The organism is Rhizobium sp. RAF36, from assembly GCF_052114105.1.
In the GTDB taxonomy this organism is placed as follows: Bacteria; Pseudomonadota; Alphaproteobacteria; order Rhizobiales; family Rhizobiaceae; genus Rhizobium.
On record NZ_JBFREC010000003.1, the window covers coordinates 373359 to 389558 of the forward strand.

Here is a 16200-nt window from a genome sequence, read left to right on the forward strand (position 1 = left end):
GAGCTGAAGCCGAGCGCCGATCGGCACGTCGCTTAGCTGGCGATCGCCGGTTTCACCTGGCTGACTGGGAAACAGACCTCCCGCCACAGCTGGTCCGATCTTCCTATATTCCGTGAATGAGAGGTCGTAAGCCACGGATTCTGCCCGTGAATCGACGGTGTGCGCCACGAATGAGAGGTGTTGGTCATGCAACAGAAAATTTCCGCTATTTCGCGCTTTGTGTTCCCAACCTCAAACGCTCCCACCGATTTTCTCGGAGGGCTTCGGCTGGAAGCCGATATTTGAGAACCACGAAATAGTCTTCTACCAAAAAACGGGTTCGTCCTCGGACTTTCCGCAGATCGTCGTTGAAGGACGACATCTCTCGCAAGGCTGGTCCCGGTCCAGCAGCAACATCGCTTTCGCACAACGTCCCCAGACAGGACGAAGTAGAGCCGCTCCTCGAAAGTTGGTGCAGGCTGGGGGAACGCTCATCCGCAAAGTTGACGCGCCCGGCCACGGGGCTTTCGTAGGTACGTCGACGACGCCGACGGCCACGCATGCGACATCGACGGCCTCGTGACCTTCGGCGAGTAACGAGGCAGAAGGTCGCATCTTCAAAGATGTAGTCGCCAGACACTCACCGATAGGAACCGCTCCGCGCGCGCGCTCGGAACCTTTCGGGCTCTAAAGCGCTTCCGTCACCATCTTCGGTGGCGGGAGCAACACGCATGATTAACGATCTTTGGTACAAGAACGCCGTTGTCTACTGCTTGTCGGTCGAAACGTTCATGGACTCGAACGGTGACGGCGTCGGCGATTTCCAGGGGCTGCAGCGCCGTCTCGACTATTTGGCGGGCCTTGGCATCACAGCGATATGGCTCATGCCGTTCCAAACGTCACCAGGACGAGATGACGGCTACGACGTGTCCGACTACTATAACGTCGATCCTCGTTACGGCACGCTCGGTGATTTTGTCGAGTTCACGCATGGCGCAAAACAACGGGGCATTCGCGTTCTTATCGATCTCGTCGTCAACCATACGTCCGACGAGCACCCCTGGTTCAAGGAGGCAAGGGCGGATAAGGACTCCCGTTACCGAGACTGGTATGTTTGGTCGAAGACGAAGCCGGAAAACGCCGACGAAGGGATGGTGTTTCCAGGAGTCCAGAAGTCAACGTGGACGCGGGACAAGCAATCCGGCGAGTACTATTTCCACCGCTTCTACGATTTCCAACCCGACCTGAATACCGCGAACCCGCTCGTCCAGGCTGAAATTCTGAAAATCATGGGTTTTTGGATTCAGCTCGGCGTTTCGGGCTTTCGCATGGACGCCGTGCCTTTCGTCATCGCCGAGAAGGGCGCAGACGTCAAGAAACCCAGGGAGCAGTTCGAAATGCTCCGAGCGTTCCGTGAATTTCTTCAGTGGCGGAAGGGGGACAGCATCATCCTCGCCGAGGCCAATGTCGTGCCAAAGGAAAACCTTGAATATTTCGGCGATGACGGCGACCGAATGCAGATGATGTTCAACTTCCATGTCAACCAAGCGCTATTCTATGCAATGGCAAGTGCTGATACTCGACCGCTCGTCAAAGCGATGCGTGACACTGGAGACCTGCCGAAGACCGGGCAGTGGGGCGTGTTCTTGAGGAACCATGACGAACTTGACCTCGGCAGGCTCACGGAAAGTCAGCGGCAAACAGTGTTTTCCGCGTTCGGGCCAGAGAAGGACATGCAGCTATACGACCGCGGCATTCGGCGCAGGCTTGCGCCCATGCTTGGGGGAGACGTCCGCCGGCTCAAGCTGGCGTACAGCCTGATGTATTCGCTACCTGGCACACCCGTCCTCCGATATGGCGACGAAATCGGAATGGGCGATGACCTGACGCTTCCCGAGCGGAATTGCGCGCGCACCCCGATGCAGTGGTCCAACGAACCGCAAGGAGGTTTCACCAAAGGCGAGAAGCCGGTCCTACCGGTGATTTCCGATGGGCCATATGGATACGATCACGTCAATGTCGCGTTTCAGCGCCGAGACAGCGAATCCATGCTGAACTGGACCGAGCGGATGATCCGCATGCGGAAAGAGGCACCGGAGATCGGCTGGGGCGAATTCGCAGTCATCGACTGCGGTGATCCCGGTGTCCTGATCCTGCGTTACGAATGGAGGAGGAACGTATTGGCGATCATCCACAGCTTCCACGACAAGCCTGTCGAGATCAGTTTCCGGATCGAAGACAACGAGGACGCTTCGGTGCTGATCGACATTCTCGACGGCCACGATAGCCATATCGACCAAGGCGGAAAGCATCGAATGGTGCTCGAGCCGTACGGCTTCCGTTGGTATCGATCCGGCGGCCTGGACTACCTTTTGAAGCGTAGCGAAGTGTAAAGAGCGTCGACGGACGCGCATGACACGATTACGATCATAGCCGAAGACGAAAGCAATCGCCCGATGACCTTGATCGCCGCTGATCGGCTATTCGGATTTTCGTGTGGACACGCCTTCTTTTGAGAACACCGCCACGTTGTAACTAGAGATTCCGAACTACTGCCAAAAGGAATAGCCATCGAGGTGTTTGCGCTGGCTCTAAGGTTTCGCGTAGCATCACGGGATTCAGGGGGCGATAGCGGTCGCGCCTTCGCCAAAGCCGCCGGCAAACCTCTCCCGCTTTATGAGTCCTATTTTTTTGGTCTCGACCAGACCGGAAGTTAGCGGGAATCCGGTTGGCTTTCGGATGGCCGTTCCTATGTTTGATGAAGCCGAGTCCCAAGTGATCGCGACGACCACCGGGTCGGGCGGCGAAGGCAAGGTTTTACAAAAGGAGCGTCCGGTGAACTCGATCGAGCAACTGTGGGAGTGGCGGCAAACCATTGCGGATCTCTACTGTAATATCCGAACGAGCGAAGACCCCGCGATCGCCTGGCAAACGTGGTGCGACACCCGTTCCCAACTGTTCCGGGGGCATCCCCAATCACCCATCGAGGCCCAGGACCGACAAGGTTATCAGGGGCCTGCTGTGTTTCCCTATGATCCTTCGCTGCGCCTGACTGTTCGCCTCGAGGAGACACGCGAGGAGCGGATCACCGTTGCGACGGGCGCTGATGGCGAGTTGACCATGCGCGCCTTCGCACGTACCGGCGGGTTACAGGATGTGCTCGGAGGAGAACTGACGCTTTACTGGATCGAGGGCTACGGCGGCGGCGTATTCCTACCTTTCACTGACGCCACCTCAGGCAACGAAACTTACGGAGGCGGGCGCTACCTTCTCGATACGATCAAGGGCGCAGACCTCGGTACGTTGCGCCCGGACGGAAGCGCCATTCTCGACTTCAACTTTGCTTATTTCCCGTCCTGCTCGTACTCCAGCCGTTACGTCTGCCCACTGGCACCGTCGGGCAATCGTCTAAGAGGCGCGGTGCGGGGCGGGGAGCGTTGGGGGTAGGGTCCGGAAACAGGTCATGCGAAAAGGTAGCAGACTGCGACAGACGCTATTGGGGCGAGGAGCGCGCGCGCTCTCGGGGGCATCAGACGACGTTGCTAGAAAACAACGGGACCACCAAACTGTTATCCCCTGGGAGCCGAGCCCCGTATCGCGTTACCTCCCTGAACAACCACGGGGAACCGAGATGAATAAGCTGTAACGCGTCGTAGAACATGAGCCGCTCATCCGCCTCTTCTTGGCAGACGTGCTCGATATCGACGCGGTTTTCACCGATGTCGATATGCCCGGCGGACTGAGCGGCATTGACCTCGCGAAGATGCTGGTTAGCCCGATCCACCGCGTTGGCATCGCGGTGACGTCATAAAGGGTGGATGTTTCACGCAGCGACCTGCCTGCGGATGTACGGTTCCAGCCAAGTCCTACAATCGATGATGGCAGTGAGCGCCGTTCAGAGCGTCATTCAAGCGACCACCGTGGTCCGCGCTGACAGAACATCTTGATCTCAGTCGATCGACTGCCGCCCGCCCTGAACGGTTGAAGGTCGGAGGATTGCCTCTTACCATGTCAGCGTATGCTTGCTCGCCTTCCGTGTGAACGACCATCAGCGATCCCGGCTCCAAGGTGACCGTGGGGTAGAGATCAGTTCTGCGGCGGTATTCGGTGAGACCAAAGTCAATCATCTGCAGGTCGACCAAGAGGCCAGCAATTGCTGAGGCCCAGAAGCGTGGCTTGGCGACGAGCAACAGGTTGCGAATGTCATATACGACGCTGCGACTGACGGTATCGACAGGCTCCGTTACGTGGCTACCGAGGACATCAGGCCCCTCGTGGAGAAGCGGCGCGGTAGCTCAGACGAAGAGGATATGGCTTTCATGCCGGAACGGATGACGCCAAGGCTCTAGCCGTCGTTAGTTATCTCGCCAGCGCTCCGCCAGTAGTGGTCGATAATATGCTGACCGTTGTTGACAATGCGCTGGCCGATCTCGACATCGCCGCCCTCCAAAGTGTCGGGATCTCCCCCGCTCAAGCTCACGAACATGACCTGCTGGACCGTGAACTTAAAATAGTCGGCGCTTGTTGGCTCGAACGCCAGTCCGGCCTCTCTAAATCTGTCCGCGACCTCCGCGGTAGCGTCATTGATAGCCGCGAAAACCTTGTCGAGCATCGCGCGCTCTGCGGCGTCCTTGATCTCAATGTATTTTCGCTCTTCGGGCGTTGGGACTGGGCAGGATTTGTCGGACATCGGCAACTCCGGACTTGGTTTCGGTTAGTTAGCTTTTCACTATCGATGGGCGATATTGCGACAAAATTGTACGCCGAGGCTCGATCCGTTTCACTTTTTGCCCTCCAATGTATGAAGATCCCCAAACGAGCGCATTGACCATGACGTCACGGCAGAGTTCAGGGTCTTTTCTGAGGTTGGGCAATTTGTGAGACCGTACCATGTCAAAATTAATTGGCGGCATCGACCGATAAGCGTATGTTTGTTCGTCGGCTGGAATGCAATGGCAACGGCCGCTTGGGAGTTAATACGAACTCTCGCCCCTCTAACAAGGAGGGCGATCTATGTCGGAGCTATTCCGCGCGATTTCGTTCAGTGATGACGTGACACCGGTATTTGAGGCCATGGCTGAGTGGTGTGAAACTCACCGCGTCAGTCCGAACAGCCAGGAGGGATGCTCGTTGGTATCGCGCCTCTTCGACCTTTTGCAGGCCGGATACACAACCAAAAGCGAGTTGCTGGCTGCGTTGGGCGAAGCGCGTCAACCTTAGTGGTTCGCACGATCCCGACGCACGACACTGTATTTCCACTGATCATGGGACGAAAAAATGAAACAGTCGGCTGTTGATCTCATCCTTCGGGGAGACAGATACATCGTTCGGGTGACCGAGCTTGGCAAGGTCACCGAGCAGGATTTTTCAGGCATTCATTTTGCACTTTCGTGGGCATCAGGCCAAAGCGTTCGCCTTGGCTTGAAGACGCCCAATCCCCCGGCTTTCAATTCCGAAGCGTAGTTGTAGAGTGCCGAAACCGACCAAGATTATCGTTCTAAGGCACCGTTTACTTGCGACAGAATTCTGTGGCAGCACCGCAGAGGCATACAGCCTCATGCGGTCTCAAGCTGCACATTGACGGCTCTGGGGCCCTTACCCCTCTTGTCAGGCTCCGTATCGAACGAAACCTTCTGGCCATCGCGCAGGGATTGGATGCCGGACGCCTGAAGCGCGGAGATGTGGACGAAGATATCCGCACCGCCGCCATCCGGGGTGAGGAAGCCGAACCCCTTGTCCATGTTAAAAAATTTGACTGTACCTGTTGCCATTTTTGTTCCCCTTGGCATTTTTACGGGCAGCAACATGCAATGGCTTTTGGAAGCCTGCAACCATAAAAACAACGTCAGAAGCAAACGACATCGGATCGTCGTTTGATCCAGCGATCAAGCGGAAGCGATCCTTGTTCACCGCCTATCGGGCTCCAGTCTGCGATAGCGGAGAGTGGAATTCGGATATCCCTCGCGTTGCGCCGAACAGTCAGCACAACGCCGTCGCAATCGATCGCTTCTACGATCAACGCCCGACATGGTGTCTATGACAATTTGCATCGCGCGGCTCCAAGTTTATGAGCTACCTCTTATGCAAGCAACCTTGCTCCAGGCGGGGCTGATGACGGGCAGTTGGCCGGGAAGGCTACGGCGACAGCCTTGCTGAAAGGTAGGGCTTAGAGCGCCGTAGCATATGGAGGGTCGGGTCCTACCATTGCGAGCGGTCACACATCTCCTCATCGGGCTGCTGGCTCGCCGTCAAAAACCCGTGAACAAACCTCGACGGGCATGAAATGTGACCTAACTCGTCGGATGTTCAGGAGGAGAATATGCGGGTTTTGATTGTTGAAGATGAGGCGCTCATTGCTATGGAGCTTGAGCGGATTGTTACGGACGCCGGGCATTCTACGGTTGGTCCAGTTTCCACAGTGGAACAGGCGCTCGCTCACGCCCCTCGTGTCGAGGCCGCATTGGTCGACCTTGGTCTAGCGGATGGGTTGAGTGGAGCCGCCTTGGCCAGAAGGTTGATCGACCGCTATGGAACGAAAGTGATCTTCGTGACCGGAACGCCCCGAGAGGTCGGTCACGGTCTTGACGGCGCAGTCGATGTAATCGGGAAGCCGTTTTCCGACGAGCGAATTCTCCAGAGCTTGGCGAAGGCAGACACCAAATCAAAGACGGCTTTGAACGTCGCTGCAGACTGGTAGACCGCGTCTTGGGGCTTCTGAAGCCAGATATGCACGGCGATTTGCCTTCTACGCGGTGCGGCTAAATTGGGCCGCACCGACCATCATCACGCGACCACCCTCAGTTCAAGCTTCCACATGTTGATGGCGTCCAAAGTGGACGCGTGGATTGCGATGCCGTTCCCTCGATATCCATTTGCATGGTTGCAACAAGCTAGTCAGGCGGCATGATGGATGGCAGATCTCCCGCGGCCAAGGCCTCTATGAGTTTAGCTTCCGTGGGAAGACCGCTGCGGGTCTGCCGATTGTGTCGGTCCAACGTCAAGAGGTATCCCGTATCATTATGTTAAGTCCATATTTTTGTCGAGCGGGCTGACTAATCGGGGGACGACGTGAAGTGAAGACCAAGTCGATACCGGTTTGCTCGCGAAGCGGCTTGCTAATTCCTCGGTTGTGAACTCATAAACCGGTGCATTGGCGCTGTCCTGTTTCTCAGGGGGCCCCATAAACCTGTCCGCTCAGGATCGGCCGCTCGACACTGGCAATTCCACACGGGGATCCGAATAGCCCAGAATTCAAGGAAAAAAATAGCGCCGCTGGGAGGTGGCGCTGAATTGTGCTCGGGAATTGAGCATAGGAGCGGACAAGACAACGAAGAGGGAAGAAGTCATCATGCCCACGACGCATATAGTGCGTGTTTTGATACTGCCAAGGTGTCCGCCACGCCTTTCGGACCCGCTGAGTTTCGTTGGGATTGCAAGTGCTCCAAAGAACTCCGATTTTTATCAGTGAGGGGTCTGGAAATCTGACACAGTCACATCGACATCTGGCATTCAACCCCTATTTCGTCAAAGATATGAGTGGTTGAAGATGAGATGCATATCGACATCGACGGCGCGTGCCAGTGTGGACAGGTCATGTACGTCGCTAAGGTCCAAGCCCAGGACGTCACGATTTGCCATTGTAACGACTGCCAGCGGCTTACGGGTGCGGCGTACCGCGTGACCGTAACGGCCCTACGTGATAACTTCCGCCTAACTTCTGGCCATCCAACGCTGTACGTGAAGACCGCCGCTAACGGCCGCAGAAGAATGCAATACTTTTGCTCCAACTGCGGCTCGCCGATCTATACGACCGGCGAACTCGAGGATGCCAATCAGGTTGGAATCCGGCTTGGGACCATAACGCAGCGGCAAGATCTCAGACCACGCGCACAGTTTTGGTGCTCATCGGAGCTTTCTTGGGCCCAAGATATTCGGTCCTTGCCTCGATACAGCGGTGATTAAATCCGAGGTTTGCACTTGCGAGGAAGGTACGGTGGGCTAGCATCGTCCCGATGCATGGCCAATGCGATCTGTTTCGGGGTCTAACGTCCAGAAAGGGAAGTGGGCGCGGTATCTGTCCGGCGGCGGCGAGCAGCCTGAACGGTGCCAGCAATGCCCTGGTGTCCAACGGCGCTCATTTCGGAGCCGATCTTGCAACGAGATCAAACTCGTTGGGCATGGAGAAGCTGAAGCGAGTCATCTTCTCGTCGGACAGAACCCCCAGCGTCCCTCCGTGGGCGCGGGCAATTTCTGAAGCAATAAAGAGGCCCAACCCCAACCCCTGGCCCTTCGAACCCTCTGCTCTTTCAAAAGGTTGGAAAAGCTTATTGAGAGATTGCTGCGGAATTGGCTCGCCACGATTTTCGACGCTTAACTCGAATTTGTCATCCGTGGTGATTGCCTTCACCCGCACGGGATGGTCTGGCGCACCGTGCGTTAGGGCGTTTCCAAGGAGATTGGAGAACATCTGTCCTATTCGCGCATGGTCGATCCGCAGCGGAGCTTCGATTTCCACCGACACCTCGATCTCTCTTTCGGGATGCGCGATTTTGAACTCTTGAACGACGTGCTCGATCGTGTCCTCAATGGTTCGGTCGGGATCGAAGTCAAGATTGATCCCGCCGCCGAGCCTCGCGCGCGCCAGGTCCATGACATTGTCTACCAGTCCCGCCATGCGCACCAGGCTTGCCTTCATCATGCGTAAGAGTTGTGGCGACTTATCGGTCCAGCCATGACGTAGAAGCCGATTGATCCCGGCGTCCACGCCGGCGATCGGGTTGCGAAGATCGTGGCCGAGCACGGCGATGAATTGTTCCCGCAGCTCGGACTGCTTTCTTTCGTGGTCAAGATCAATTTGTGCGGCATCTAGCCTGTCACTGGCGTCAAGATGGTAGGCGATCAGTTCTGCGAACAGCTTAAAGGTACCTATTGTCTCGGGGTTGTTGACCTTCGCTGTCTTGGAGTGGATAGCGCACAGAGTGCCGAAGAAAGTTCCGTCGGGAAGGATGATCGGCACCGAGATGTAGCTTTGGAGGCCGTAGATCCGCGGTGTGTGGTGGTCACTGTAGATCGGGTCTTCAGCCACATCGTCGATGGCGACGACTTCATGATGCTGCCGGATCTCATGACAGAGAGTGGTCTCCACCTTCAGCTCACCACCCGCCGGCAACCCGAAATCGGCATTGTCCAAGACCTGACATGCGATCCATCGCTCTTCCGTCACGCGGGCTACGGCAGCAAACCCCATTCCGGTCGATCGGCAAACGACATCGAGTATCGATGGAACCGCGGAAATTCGCTGGACTTTATCGATGTCCTTTTGGAAGTTTTCGTTCACCTGCCCGCCCCAACACTAATAATACTGCGAATATGGTGTTCCCCAACACTTTTGAAAGCGCTCGTGTGCAGGGTTTCTGCGCGGGTTTCACTGAATTTGAGACGACCTGAGGCTTGTTCGGCAGCAACGGTCTACTTTCATCCAGTGGCAAGCAAAACCGTCGCATCGTACGTGGATGTTGAGCGGCCCAGAGCTTCAAGCTCGCGGAACGCCGCAGACAGCGACCTCAGGTTCGATAATGCCATCCTTCGATTATAGTCATTAAGCTATGGAACTCCCTTGCGGGCTGGCAGTTCGCACTACTTAATGGGGAGGATCCGGTGATCCAAGTATTAGTCGTTGAAGACGAGCCGCTTCTTTTGATGATGGCGCTGGACCTTGTCGAAGATATTGGTTTCGAGGTTTTCGAAGCAAACAACGCCGACGACGCTCTTCGGCTATTGGAAGCGGAGCCTGGTATTCGAATAATTTGGACGGATATCGACATCCGCGGCTCAATGAATGGCCTCGTGTTCGCAAAGGCCGTACGTGAACGATATCCGCCGATTGAGATACTTGTTGTATCAGCGATGACGAAACCGCTCCTCCACCAGATGCCGGAGCGCGGAATTTTCTTCACAAAGCCATACAATCGGAAGGAGTTGGCTCAAACCTTGATCGGGCTCGCCGCATAGCCGCCGCTCGCTGGCATCAAAGGCAGCGGAAATCGAACGCACTTACAGATACAGTGATACGAGGCCGCGCTGACCGTGCGCGGCTTCGAAAGTCTTCGGCGTCAGCGACTGCCTGGCAGGCTCTGGCTCTGCCGTAAGTCGTCGATCGACTGGCTCTGCGACATCCGTTCGTTAGCATTGCGGTCGCCCTCTGACACGTCGCGTTGGTGGCCGGTCGGGATAACGTCGTCGACAACGTCGCTCGAAATGTCTTCAGCCAGATCATATCCGCGAACCCTTGGCGAAGTCGCTTTGGAACTCCTGCTGTATCGGCCGATGCCGGTCGCGCTGCCTGCGGTCGCATCGGCCTGGAACACGTCCTCCTTGGACGCTACAGCCTGCTGGTTATATCCGCCGGCCGACCAGCCTTCGGCGCGCCACAGGTCGGCCCGCTCGTCCATGTCGATCGATCCCTCGTCGTCAAGTATGTCGTGGGCCGTGACGTAGTTGCTGTCGTCGACTGAAGCGGAGACGAGAAAGCCGCCGCGACGAAGGCCCTCGGCATAGACGTCGCGGTCATTGTCGGGAAAGAACCAGTCGGCCAGCCCGGCCCAGAACCCGGAACCTTCCCTTTCGCTTGCAACGTTTTCGCCGTCAGCCTCGTAGCCCGGCATTAGACGGACGTCGGCAACGCCTGCCGACCTCAGCTTTTCGATGGCAGTCTCGGCGTTGCTCCGGCTGTCAAAGAATGCAGTCAAAGTACTTTTGGCCAGGTCACCCGCATATACGGGCGCGCTTTCGTTGTAAACGTTGGTCATGAATGCTCCTCCTCTTTTGGTTAGGAGCGAACGAGCACGCGCGTTGAATGTTCCGTCTTCAACCGGAGCCAGACGATAACTCGCCGTAATGGCGCCATAGCCTGTAAAAATGGTCGCCGGCAGCTTTCGTCCTCCGACGTCTCGCGTGCTAATCGTCCTCAACGATATCTCACTCCTCGTCGGCCACCGACTTCTCCGAAGGATCACATCGAGGGTGACTGGACGCAGCCCTTGTGCGCCAACTCCGACGTCGATTGGCGGGGAAGGGGCTTCAACCGCCCATGTGAGTGGCCGAGCAGATCTATAGACTGCTTTCCGATCTGCTTCCATGTCCGGAAAGCATAGTGGCAAAGGATCAGGTGGTGACCGCCCTGCTGGAGCTCGGCATAGTGTTGCGCGCTATCCCCTTCTCGCGACTGCGGCGTCGTCTCAGGATCGTTGTTGCCGACGGTCAGGTGCTTGCTGCCGTTGAACTTCCTTAGGAGTTAGTTGCAAACTGCGGGCCTTCGCCGACACGACGTCTCCAAGATGCCAGGCCTCGGCGGACCCGACCCTCTCATTCCAGTTCCGGATGTGCGCTGCGTCGTGTTCCTCCTTGTTGGAGAGAGGCCCTCGATCCAGACGGAGGACACGCGGATCGCCGAAATGTGTGTCGCCGGCGAAAAACATCATCCGCACTATTTGGCGCTCTGAGTTCGGACGTCGACAGCAGCCCATGTTGGTTCTGACGCAGCAAGCGCGCTGGAAAACAGACCGCAGTATCTAGGTAGCGCACGAGCCGTTACGCCAACAGGTTTGCGCGCACAAAGATGTTTGCAGTTCGAATGTATCTTCATCCGCGGTCGTTGCATCAAAGTAGGGCCGTCAGAGCGGCCGCCGGTCCTAGCAGTGCAGACGTTACCCACAGCCTCTGTAGTTGTACGGTGCCGGACCAAACCTCGCATAGTAAGCCTTGGTTAAGTTTCATTAGCAATGCTGAATATGCGCTTTGCAACGGAGGTTTATATGTCGCAGGTTCATCTGATTGATCATCTGGAAGCAGCCAAAAAACTCGCTGAACTCAGCGATCAACCGTTTGTCGTCTACCTTATCAAAATGGCAAAGGACGCCGCTATCAAAGCGGAGGCCGAGCGGAGGCGGATAGCCTAAGCCAGGGCTTTACTTTGCGGGCCAGTTCCACTGAGGTTCGTATGGTCTGCGTGAGGCGGCGTAGTGTCCTGTGTCATCGCACTCAACATTGTCACCCGACATCCGGTGCCGATGTGAGATCGCCAAAGTGCCATCAAGACAATTGCAAACTCCATTAGGCATGATGCTCGAATGCTGAAGTATCGCATGCGATATTGACAGCCTCGAATCTACAAACGACAACGAGACTGCCAAACAAGGAGACACGCCAATGGCCGACGAAAACAATCCAAGCATCGCTCCAGACGCAGCCGCTGTAGCGCCGGAAGCCCCGGCAAAGAAAAAACGTGCACCGCGTGCCAAAAAGGTGGATGCCAAGGCCGCTGCAACGGTTGCGGAGCCCGTTAAGAAAAACCGTGGTGGTCGTCCCAAGCGAAGCGAAGTTGCCGCATCGCCGGCAGCTGCCAGCGCCACAGCGACCCGCGGTAAGCGCGCAGCAGCAAGCCCAACGACAGGCAAACGCGGGCCAAACCGTTCTGCGAAGCCAACAGCGGCCACATCTCCTCTGGCAGACGACTTCGCGGAACTTCTCCAGCTCGAGGAAGAAAATCAGCGCCTCCGCAAATCGCTGGCAGAAAAGCTTCGCGGTGAGAACGCTGATCTTCGCAGCCGTCTTGGACTGAAGTGATCACCTGTCGATGGCGGATGGTTTGCTTCGCATCCGCCATCGGTTAAACTCCATGTAGAGAATCGTTCGCCCGATCGGACTTTCCGATCCGGTCTCTGCGCCGCGTATATTGGCGCGTCAAGCGAGAGGGAACGTCTATGTCGCCATGGAACATTATCTCGAAATTTAGGTCTAAGCCCCCGGCTCAAGCTGCAAAACCAGCTCATGAGCCGGCAATTCCCCCTCGCGAAGAGGCCTCGTCGAGCGTTGCCTCTGACGAGGTGAGGACCACACAGGCCGCCCCGGTTGCAGATGCAATGGTACGCGAGCATGAGCGCGTTGTCGTCAGGGTCTCGGCCCACCACGTATCCTCCGAAAACTCTGCGGTGACTGAACAGCTGACGCACACCGAGATAGCGCAAGAGCCCGGAGATGCGCATCAAGTTTTCGAGGATGCGCTAACGATCAGCAATACTCGACCTACCTACGATCTTCGATTTAAGAAGAAAGCGGCCAAGGCCTCTCGGGTCTCCTTGAAGTCCGCAGGGGCCAAAGCCCCAGCCAAACTGGTTGAGCCGCCGCCACGTGACGAGCGTGGGGAATATGTCACCGCAGCGTTCAGCTTGGATGATGATATCAAACAGCTCAGGGCCACACTTGCCGAAAAACTGGAAACACAGAACGACCAATTGAGAGACATGCTCTCGCGCTTCGATGGCAGATAAGGGGTCACGTCTCGTCTCAATCACTCCTGGCTCAACAGATTGATGCAGAGCTACGCTGACGACCGGCTAGGCAGGAGGCCCGACGTGATGCGGGATGTCTTGTCGAACTCAAGTAAAAGAGCTGATGCCAGACTTTCCGCGTGCCTTTTTTACCGTTAACGGGACAAACCTATGGCGCAAGACAGCTAACGGCAGCGTTCCCAAGGTGTAGCGCAATCGGCGCTCTCACGCATGATGGTGCCAGCGGCGAGCCAGCGCAGGTTCCGTACTAGGCTGCGTGCTGTTGCTAGGTGCCAATCTCCTCCAGATCAGGGACTGTGTTTGCAAGGATGTCGTCTATGCTCTTGCGCTGCTTTGGCGACAGATTGGGATTGTCATCGACTACTCTTTCGACCGCGGCCTTCAATTTTTGTGCCGTCTTCATGAGACGCAGCTCTGCTGTCACGAGTTTTTCAGGCGCCTGTTGCATCGGGATGCTGCCGTTCGAAATCTGATCAGCAGTGCCGCTCCATCTCGGCGTTATCGAAGGAGACGCTTCTTTGTCGGTTGCTTGTGGGAGTTCAGGCTTTTCAAGGTTTTCAGTCGGGGACTGTCCGTCGTCCTGCAGCACGGCCGGCACCATCGGCATCGCTGTGAGTTCGACCTCAGGAATTTCGACCATGCGATACGGAGCAGCAGCAGCGGTTTTGAACGGTTCGACCTTGTAGTAGCGGATCTTTTTGGTCTGGATTGGCCGTTGACCTTCGACCAGCAGGATCGCGTTCTCCTCCGGCATTTGTCTGATCTCCTGCGGCATCATCAGGTCGCGCTCGCGAATCTGCTCGACCTTGGTGCGGCGCGGAAGCCCCATCAACTCGACCGTCCTCGATTCTGACTGATAGCGGATCGTCCGCTTCCCAAGTGCACGAGAGGTATAATCCGCAGTTGCCTGGTCGTTGGCGCCGAGGATGAGTTGAAGGCCGCAATTGCCGAGCAGCGAGTGCCGCGCGGTTTCACCGTAGATTTCGTCGATATTCTTCAGGTCCTGAATGATGAAGGCTAACTTGATATTGTAGCCCGCGACATAGGGCAGTTTGTTGAGAATCTCGTCCATTCGTTTCAACTGCCGGAATTCGTCGAGAAGAAAGTAGACGGGCACGGCAGCCGGATTATGTTCGCGGGTCAGGAGATCCATGATCTGCTGAACGAAGAGTGTCAGCAGTGGTCGAAGGATGGTCATATCGGTGATGTTGGGTGCGAGATAGATTGTGACCGGTCGCCGCTGCAGAGAGGCGATGTCGATGTCGGTGATACTGGTGGCCGCGACCACGCGCTCGTTGCGGAACGGAGCCAGCGCCTTCTGGATATCGAGGAGCGCCGAGCGCGCAGCGCGTTCGTTGAGTGAGATGTAGGCATTGAAGCTACACAGGTGACAGGCTTAATTTCGGAATGGCCGCGGAAATGGCCCGAGCAAGTGGTATTCCGGTCGAGATCATCGTCGTGGCAGATGACGTCGCTCTTCGTGACACCGTGACCGAGGACCGCCGACGGGGAATCGCCGGCACTGTCCTGGTTCACAAGATCGCGGGCGCGGCGGCAGCCATTGGCTTGCCGCTTGCAGAGGTTGTGGCGGTGGCGAACTCTGCGGCAACTCGCGTTTCGTCAATGGGAATTTCGCTCGGGTCATGCACGCTTCCCTCCGTCGGCAAGCCGGGCTTTGTGCTTGGCGAGAACGAAATTGAAGTTGGCCTCGGCATTCATGGCGAGCCCGGAGTTCGCAGAATGGATATTGCTCCCGCCGATGAGCTCGTGGCTATCGTCGTTGATGCCATACTGGCAGACGGCAGGACTAAGTCGGGTGACGATGCAGTGATCTTGATCAACGGTCTTGGATCGACACCGCCACTGGAGCTCGCCATCCTGGCACGGGCAGGAATGGCGAAGCTTCGAGCTGAAGGTGTCAATGTTGTCCGCGCCTGGGCTGGCACCTTCCTCTCAGCCCTCGACATGCCCGGCTTTTCGATCTCGGTCCTGCCGGTCTCTGGCGATGACCTCGCCTTACTCGATCATCCGGTTGACACACTTGCTTGGCCGGGTGGCGGAAAGGTCAACAGGAACCCTGCAGTGACTGCGACTGGGGATAGGTTCAGCCCGGCGACTGTCTCCGAAACTGGCTCGATCGGTAACAAGGCCGCCGGTCATCTACGCGAAATCTTTGCCCGGATAGCGGACGCTTTGACCGGCGCGGAACCCGAGCTTGCGCGGCTGGACGGGGTTTCCGGTGATGGCGACCTGGGAGCAAGTATGCGCCGCGGCGCCGATGCATTGCGCGCCATTCCGAACGGCTCCTTCTCCACCGCCAGTACGGCCCTCAGTGATGCCGCCGATCGTATCAGGAAGGCCATCGCTGGTAGCTCGGGGCCGTTTTATGCCACCGCGTTGATGCGCGCTGCACGCCGGCTTCAGGGCATTGCCGATCCGACGGCCTTCGACATCGCTGACGCATTCTCGGACGCGGTCCAAGCGATTATGGATCTCGGTGGAGCAAAGCCGGGCGATCGTACGATGGTCGATGCCTTGCACCCGATGGCTCGCACGTTCACAACCCAAGTCGCAGCCGGCATCCCTGCCGATATTGCATGGCGTTCCGCTGTTGACGCCGGAGCCGAAGGTATGAGGTTAACCAGTTCCATGCATCCTAAACTAGGAAGGGCAAGCTATCTCGGTGAGCGTGCGATCGGGAACCCTGATGCAGGTGCGGTGGCTGTGGTTATCTGGCTGCGTGCTGTATCCGGACCGGTCATGCGGGACGCAGATCGAAGCTAACTCCGGCAGTGGCAGCGAGGCTTCAGCGATGGTTTAGCCAATCACGTGGCGGCTTGATGACTTTTTAGTCAGGTCATGTGTTCTCTGC

The 16200-nt window shown here is 56.9% G+C and carries 15 protein-coding genes and 2 pseudogenes; 11 read left to right on the forward strand and 6 right to left on the reverse strand.

What is annotated here, in order from left to right; all coding sequences use genetic code 11:
* Positions 1-710: 710 nt before the first annotated feature.
* Together AB4Z25_RS13225 and AB4Z25_RS13230 are read left to right on the forward strand one after the other, a co-directional pair.
* Positions 711-2372: an alpha-amylase family protein gene (locus AB4Z25_RS13225; protein ID WP_442208184.1), complete on the forward strand. Its 1662-nt coding sequence runs from the start codon at positions 711-713 to the stop codon at positions 2370-2372.
* Between the two features lie 358 nt (positions 2373-2730).
* The gene (locus AB4Z25_RS13230; protein WP_442208185.1) at positions 2731-3426 is read left to right on the forward strand and encodes a DUF1684 domain-containing protein; all 696 of its coding nucleotides are present in this window, start codon (positions 2731-2733) and stop codon (positions 3424-3426) included.
* Between the two features lie 898 nt (positions 3427-4324).
* Here the strand turns inward: AB4Z25_RS13230 and AB4Z25_RS13235 are convergent.
* Positions 4325-4669, reverse strand: a complete 345-nt coding sequence (locus tag AB4Z25_RS13235) for a hypothetical protein (protein WP_442208186.1) — start codon at positions 4667-4669, stop codon at positions 4325-4327.
* Positions 4670-4992: 323 nt separating this feature from the next.
* Here AB4Z25_RS13235 and AB4Z25_RS13240 point away from each other — a divergent pair, with 323 nt between their 5' ends.
* Positions 4993-5199 (forward strand): hypothetical protein, encoded by a 207-nt coding sequence (locus AB4Z25_RS13240; RefSeq protein WP_112389243.1) that lies wholly within the window; start codon positions 4993-4995, stop codon positions 5197-5199.
* Positions 5200-5256: 57 nt separating this feature from the next.
* Entirely contained in the window at positions 5257-5442 is a 186-nt protein-coding gene (locus AB4Z25_RS13245) for a hypothetical protein (protein WP_112446080.1), read from the forward strand.
* A 92-nt stretch (positions 5443-5534) separates the two neighbouring features.
* On the opposite strand, the gene AB4Z25_RS13250 is transcribed toward AB4Z25_RS13245, so the two are convergent.
* Positions 5535-5750 (reverse strand): cold-shock protein, encoded by a 216-nt coding sequence (locus tag AB4Z25_RS13250; RefSeq protein ID WP_112389242.1) that lies wholly within the window; start codon positions 5748-5750, stop codon positions 5535-5537.
* Between the two features lie 548 nt (positions 5751-6298).
* Here AB4Z25_RS13250 and AB4Z25_RS13255 point away from each other — a divergent pair.
* Positions 6299-6676, forward strand: coding sequence for a response regulator (locus tag AB4Z25_RS13255; RefSeq protein WP_442208187.1), 378 nt, complete (start codon positions 6299-6301; stop codon positions 6674-6676).
* 860 nt (positions 6677-7536) lie between these two features.
* On the forward strand, positions 7537-7941 hold the full coding sequence (locus AB4Z25_RS13260) for a GFA family protein (protein WP_442208344.1): 405 nt from the start codon (positions 7537-7539) through the stop codon (positions 7939-7941).
* A 172-nt stretch (positions 7942-8113) separates the two neighbouring features.
* Here AB4Z25_RS13260 and AB4Z25_RS13265 read toward each other — a convergent pair whose 3' ends face one another.
* On the reverse strand, positions 8114-9316 hold the full coding sequence (locus AB4Z25_RS13265) for a GAF domain-containing sensor histidine kinase (RefSeq protein ID WP_442208188.1): 1203 nt from the start codon (positions 9314-9316) through the stop codon (positions 8114-8116).
* Positions 9317-9636: 320 nt separating this feature from the next.
* Here AB4Z25_RS13265 and AB4Z25_RS13270 point away from each other — a divergent pair, with 320 nt between their 5' ends.
* A complete protein-coding gene (locus AB4Z25_RS13270) occupies positions 9637-9990 on the forward strand; it encodes a response regulator (protein WP_442208189.1) in 354 nt (117 codons plus the stop codon).
* 101 nt (positions 9991-10091) lie between these two features.
* Here AB4Z25_RS13270 and AB4Z25_RS13275 read toward each other — a convergent pair whose 3' ends face one another.
* Both AB4Z25_RS13275 and AB4Z25_RS13280 read right to left on the reverse strand, forming a co-directional pair.
* On the reverse strand, positions 10092-10787 hold the full coding sequence (locus AB4Z25_RS13275) for a hypothetical protein (RefSeq protein ID WP_442208345.1): 696 nt from the start codon (positions 10785-10787) through the stop codon (positions 10092-10094).
* Between the two features lie 186 nt (positions 10788-10973).
* Positions 10974-11459 (reverse strand): annotated as a pseudogene (locus AB4Z25_RS13280) (hydrolase); the annotation flags it as partial.
* Between the two features lie 333 nt (positions 11460-11792).
* On the opposite strand from AB4Z25_RS13280, the gene AB4Z25_RS13285 reads away from it, so the two are divergent.
* The 3 genes from AB4Z25_RS13285 (at position 11793) to AB4Z25_RS13295 (ending at position 13307) form a co-directional block, all read left to right on the forward strand.
* Complete coding sequence (locus AB4Z25_RS13285) at positions 11793-11936, forward strand: hypothetical protein (RefSeq protein WP_442208190.1); 144 nt, start codon at positions 11793-11795, stop codon at positions 11934-11936.
* A 250-nt stretch (positions 11937-12186) separates the two neighbouring features.
* A complete protein-coding gene (locus AB4Z25_RS13290; RefSeq protein ID WP_442208191.1) occupies positions 12187-12603 on the forward strand; it encodes a hypothetical protein in 417 nt (138 codons plus the stop codon).
* A 296-nt stretch (positions 12604-12899) separates the two neighbouring features.
* Positions 12900-13307, forward strand: a complete 408-nt coding sequence (locus AB4Z25_RS13295; RefSeq protein ID WP_442208192.1) for a hypothetical protein — start codon at positions 12900-12902, stop codon at positions 13305-13307.
* Positions 13308-13593: 286 nt separating this feature from the next.
* Here AB4Z25_RS13295 and AB4Z25_RS13300 read toward each other — a convergent pair.
* Positions 13594-14709 (reverse strand): annotated as a pseudogene (locus AB4Z25_RS13300) (type IV secretory system conjugative DNA transfer family protein); the annotation flags it as partial.
* Positions 14710-14735: 26 nt separating this feature from the next.
* Between AB4Z25_RS13300 and AB4Z25_RS13305 the strand changes: the two are divergent.
* The gene (locus tag AB4Z25_RS13305; protein ID WP_442208193.1) at positions 14736-16112 is read left to right on the forward strand and encodes a dihydroxyacetone kinase subunit DhaK; all 1377 of its coding nucleotides are present in this window, start codon (positions 14736-14738) and stop codon (positions 16110-16112) included.
* Positions 16113-16200: the final 88 nt, after the last annotated feature.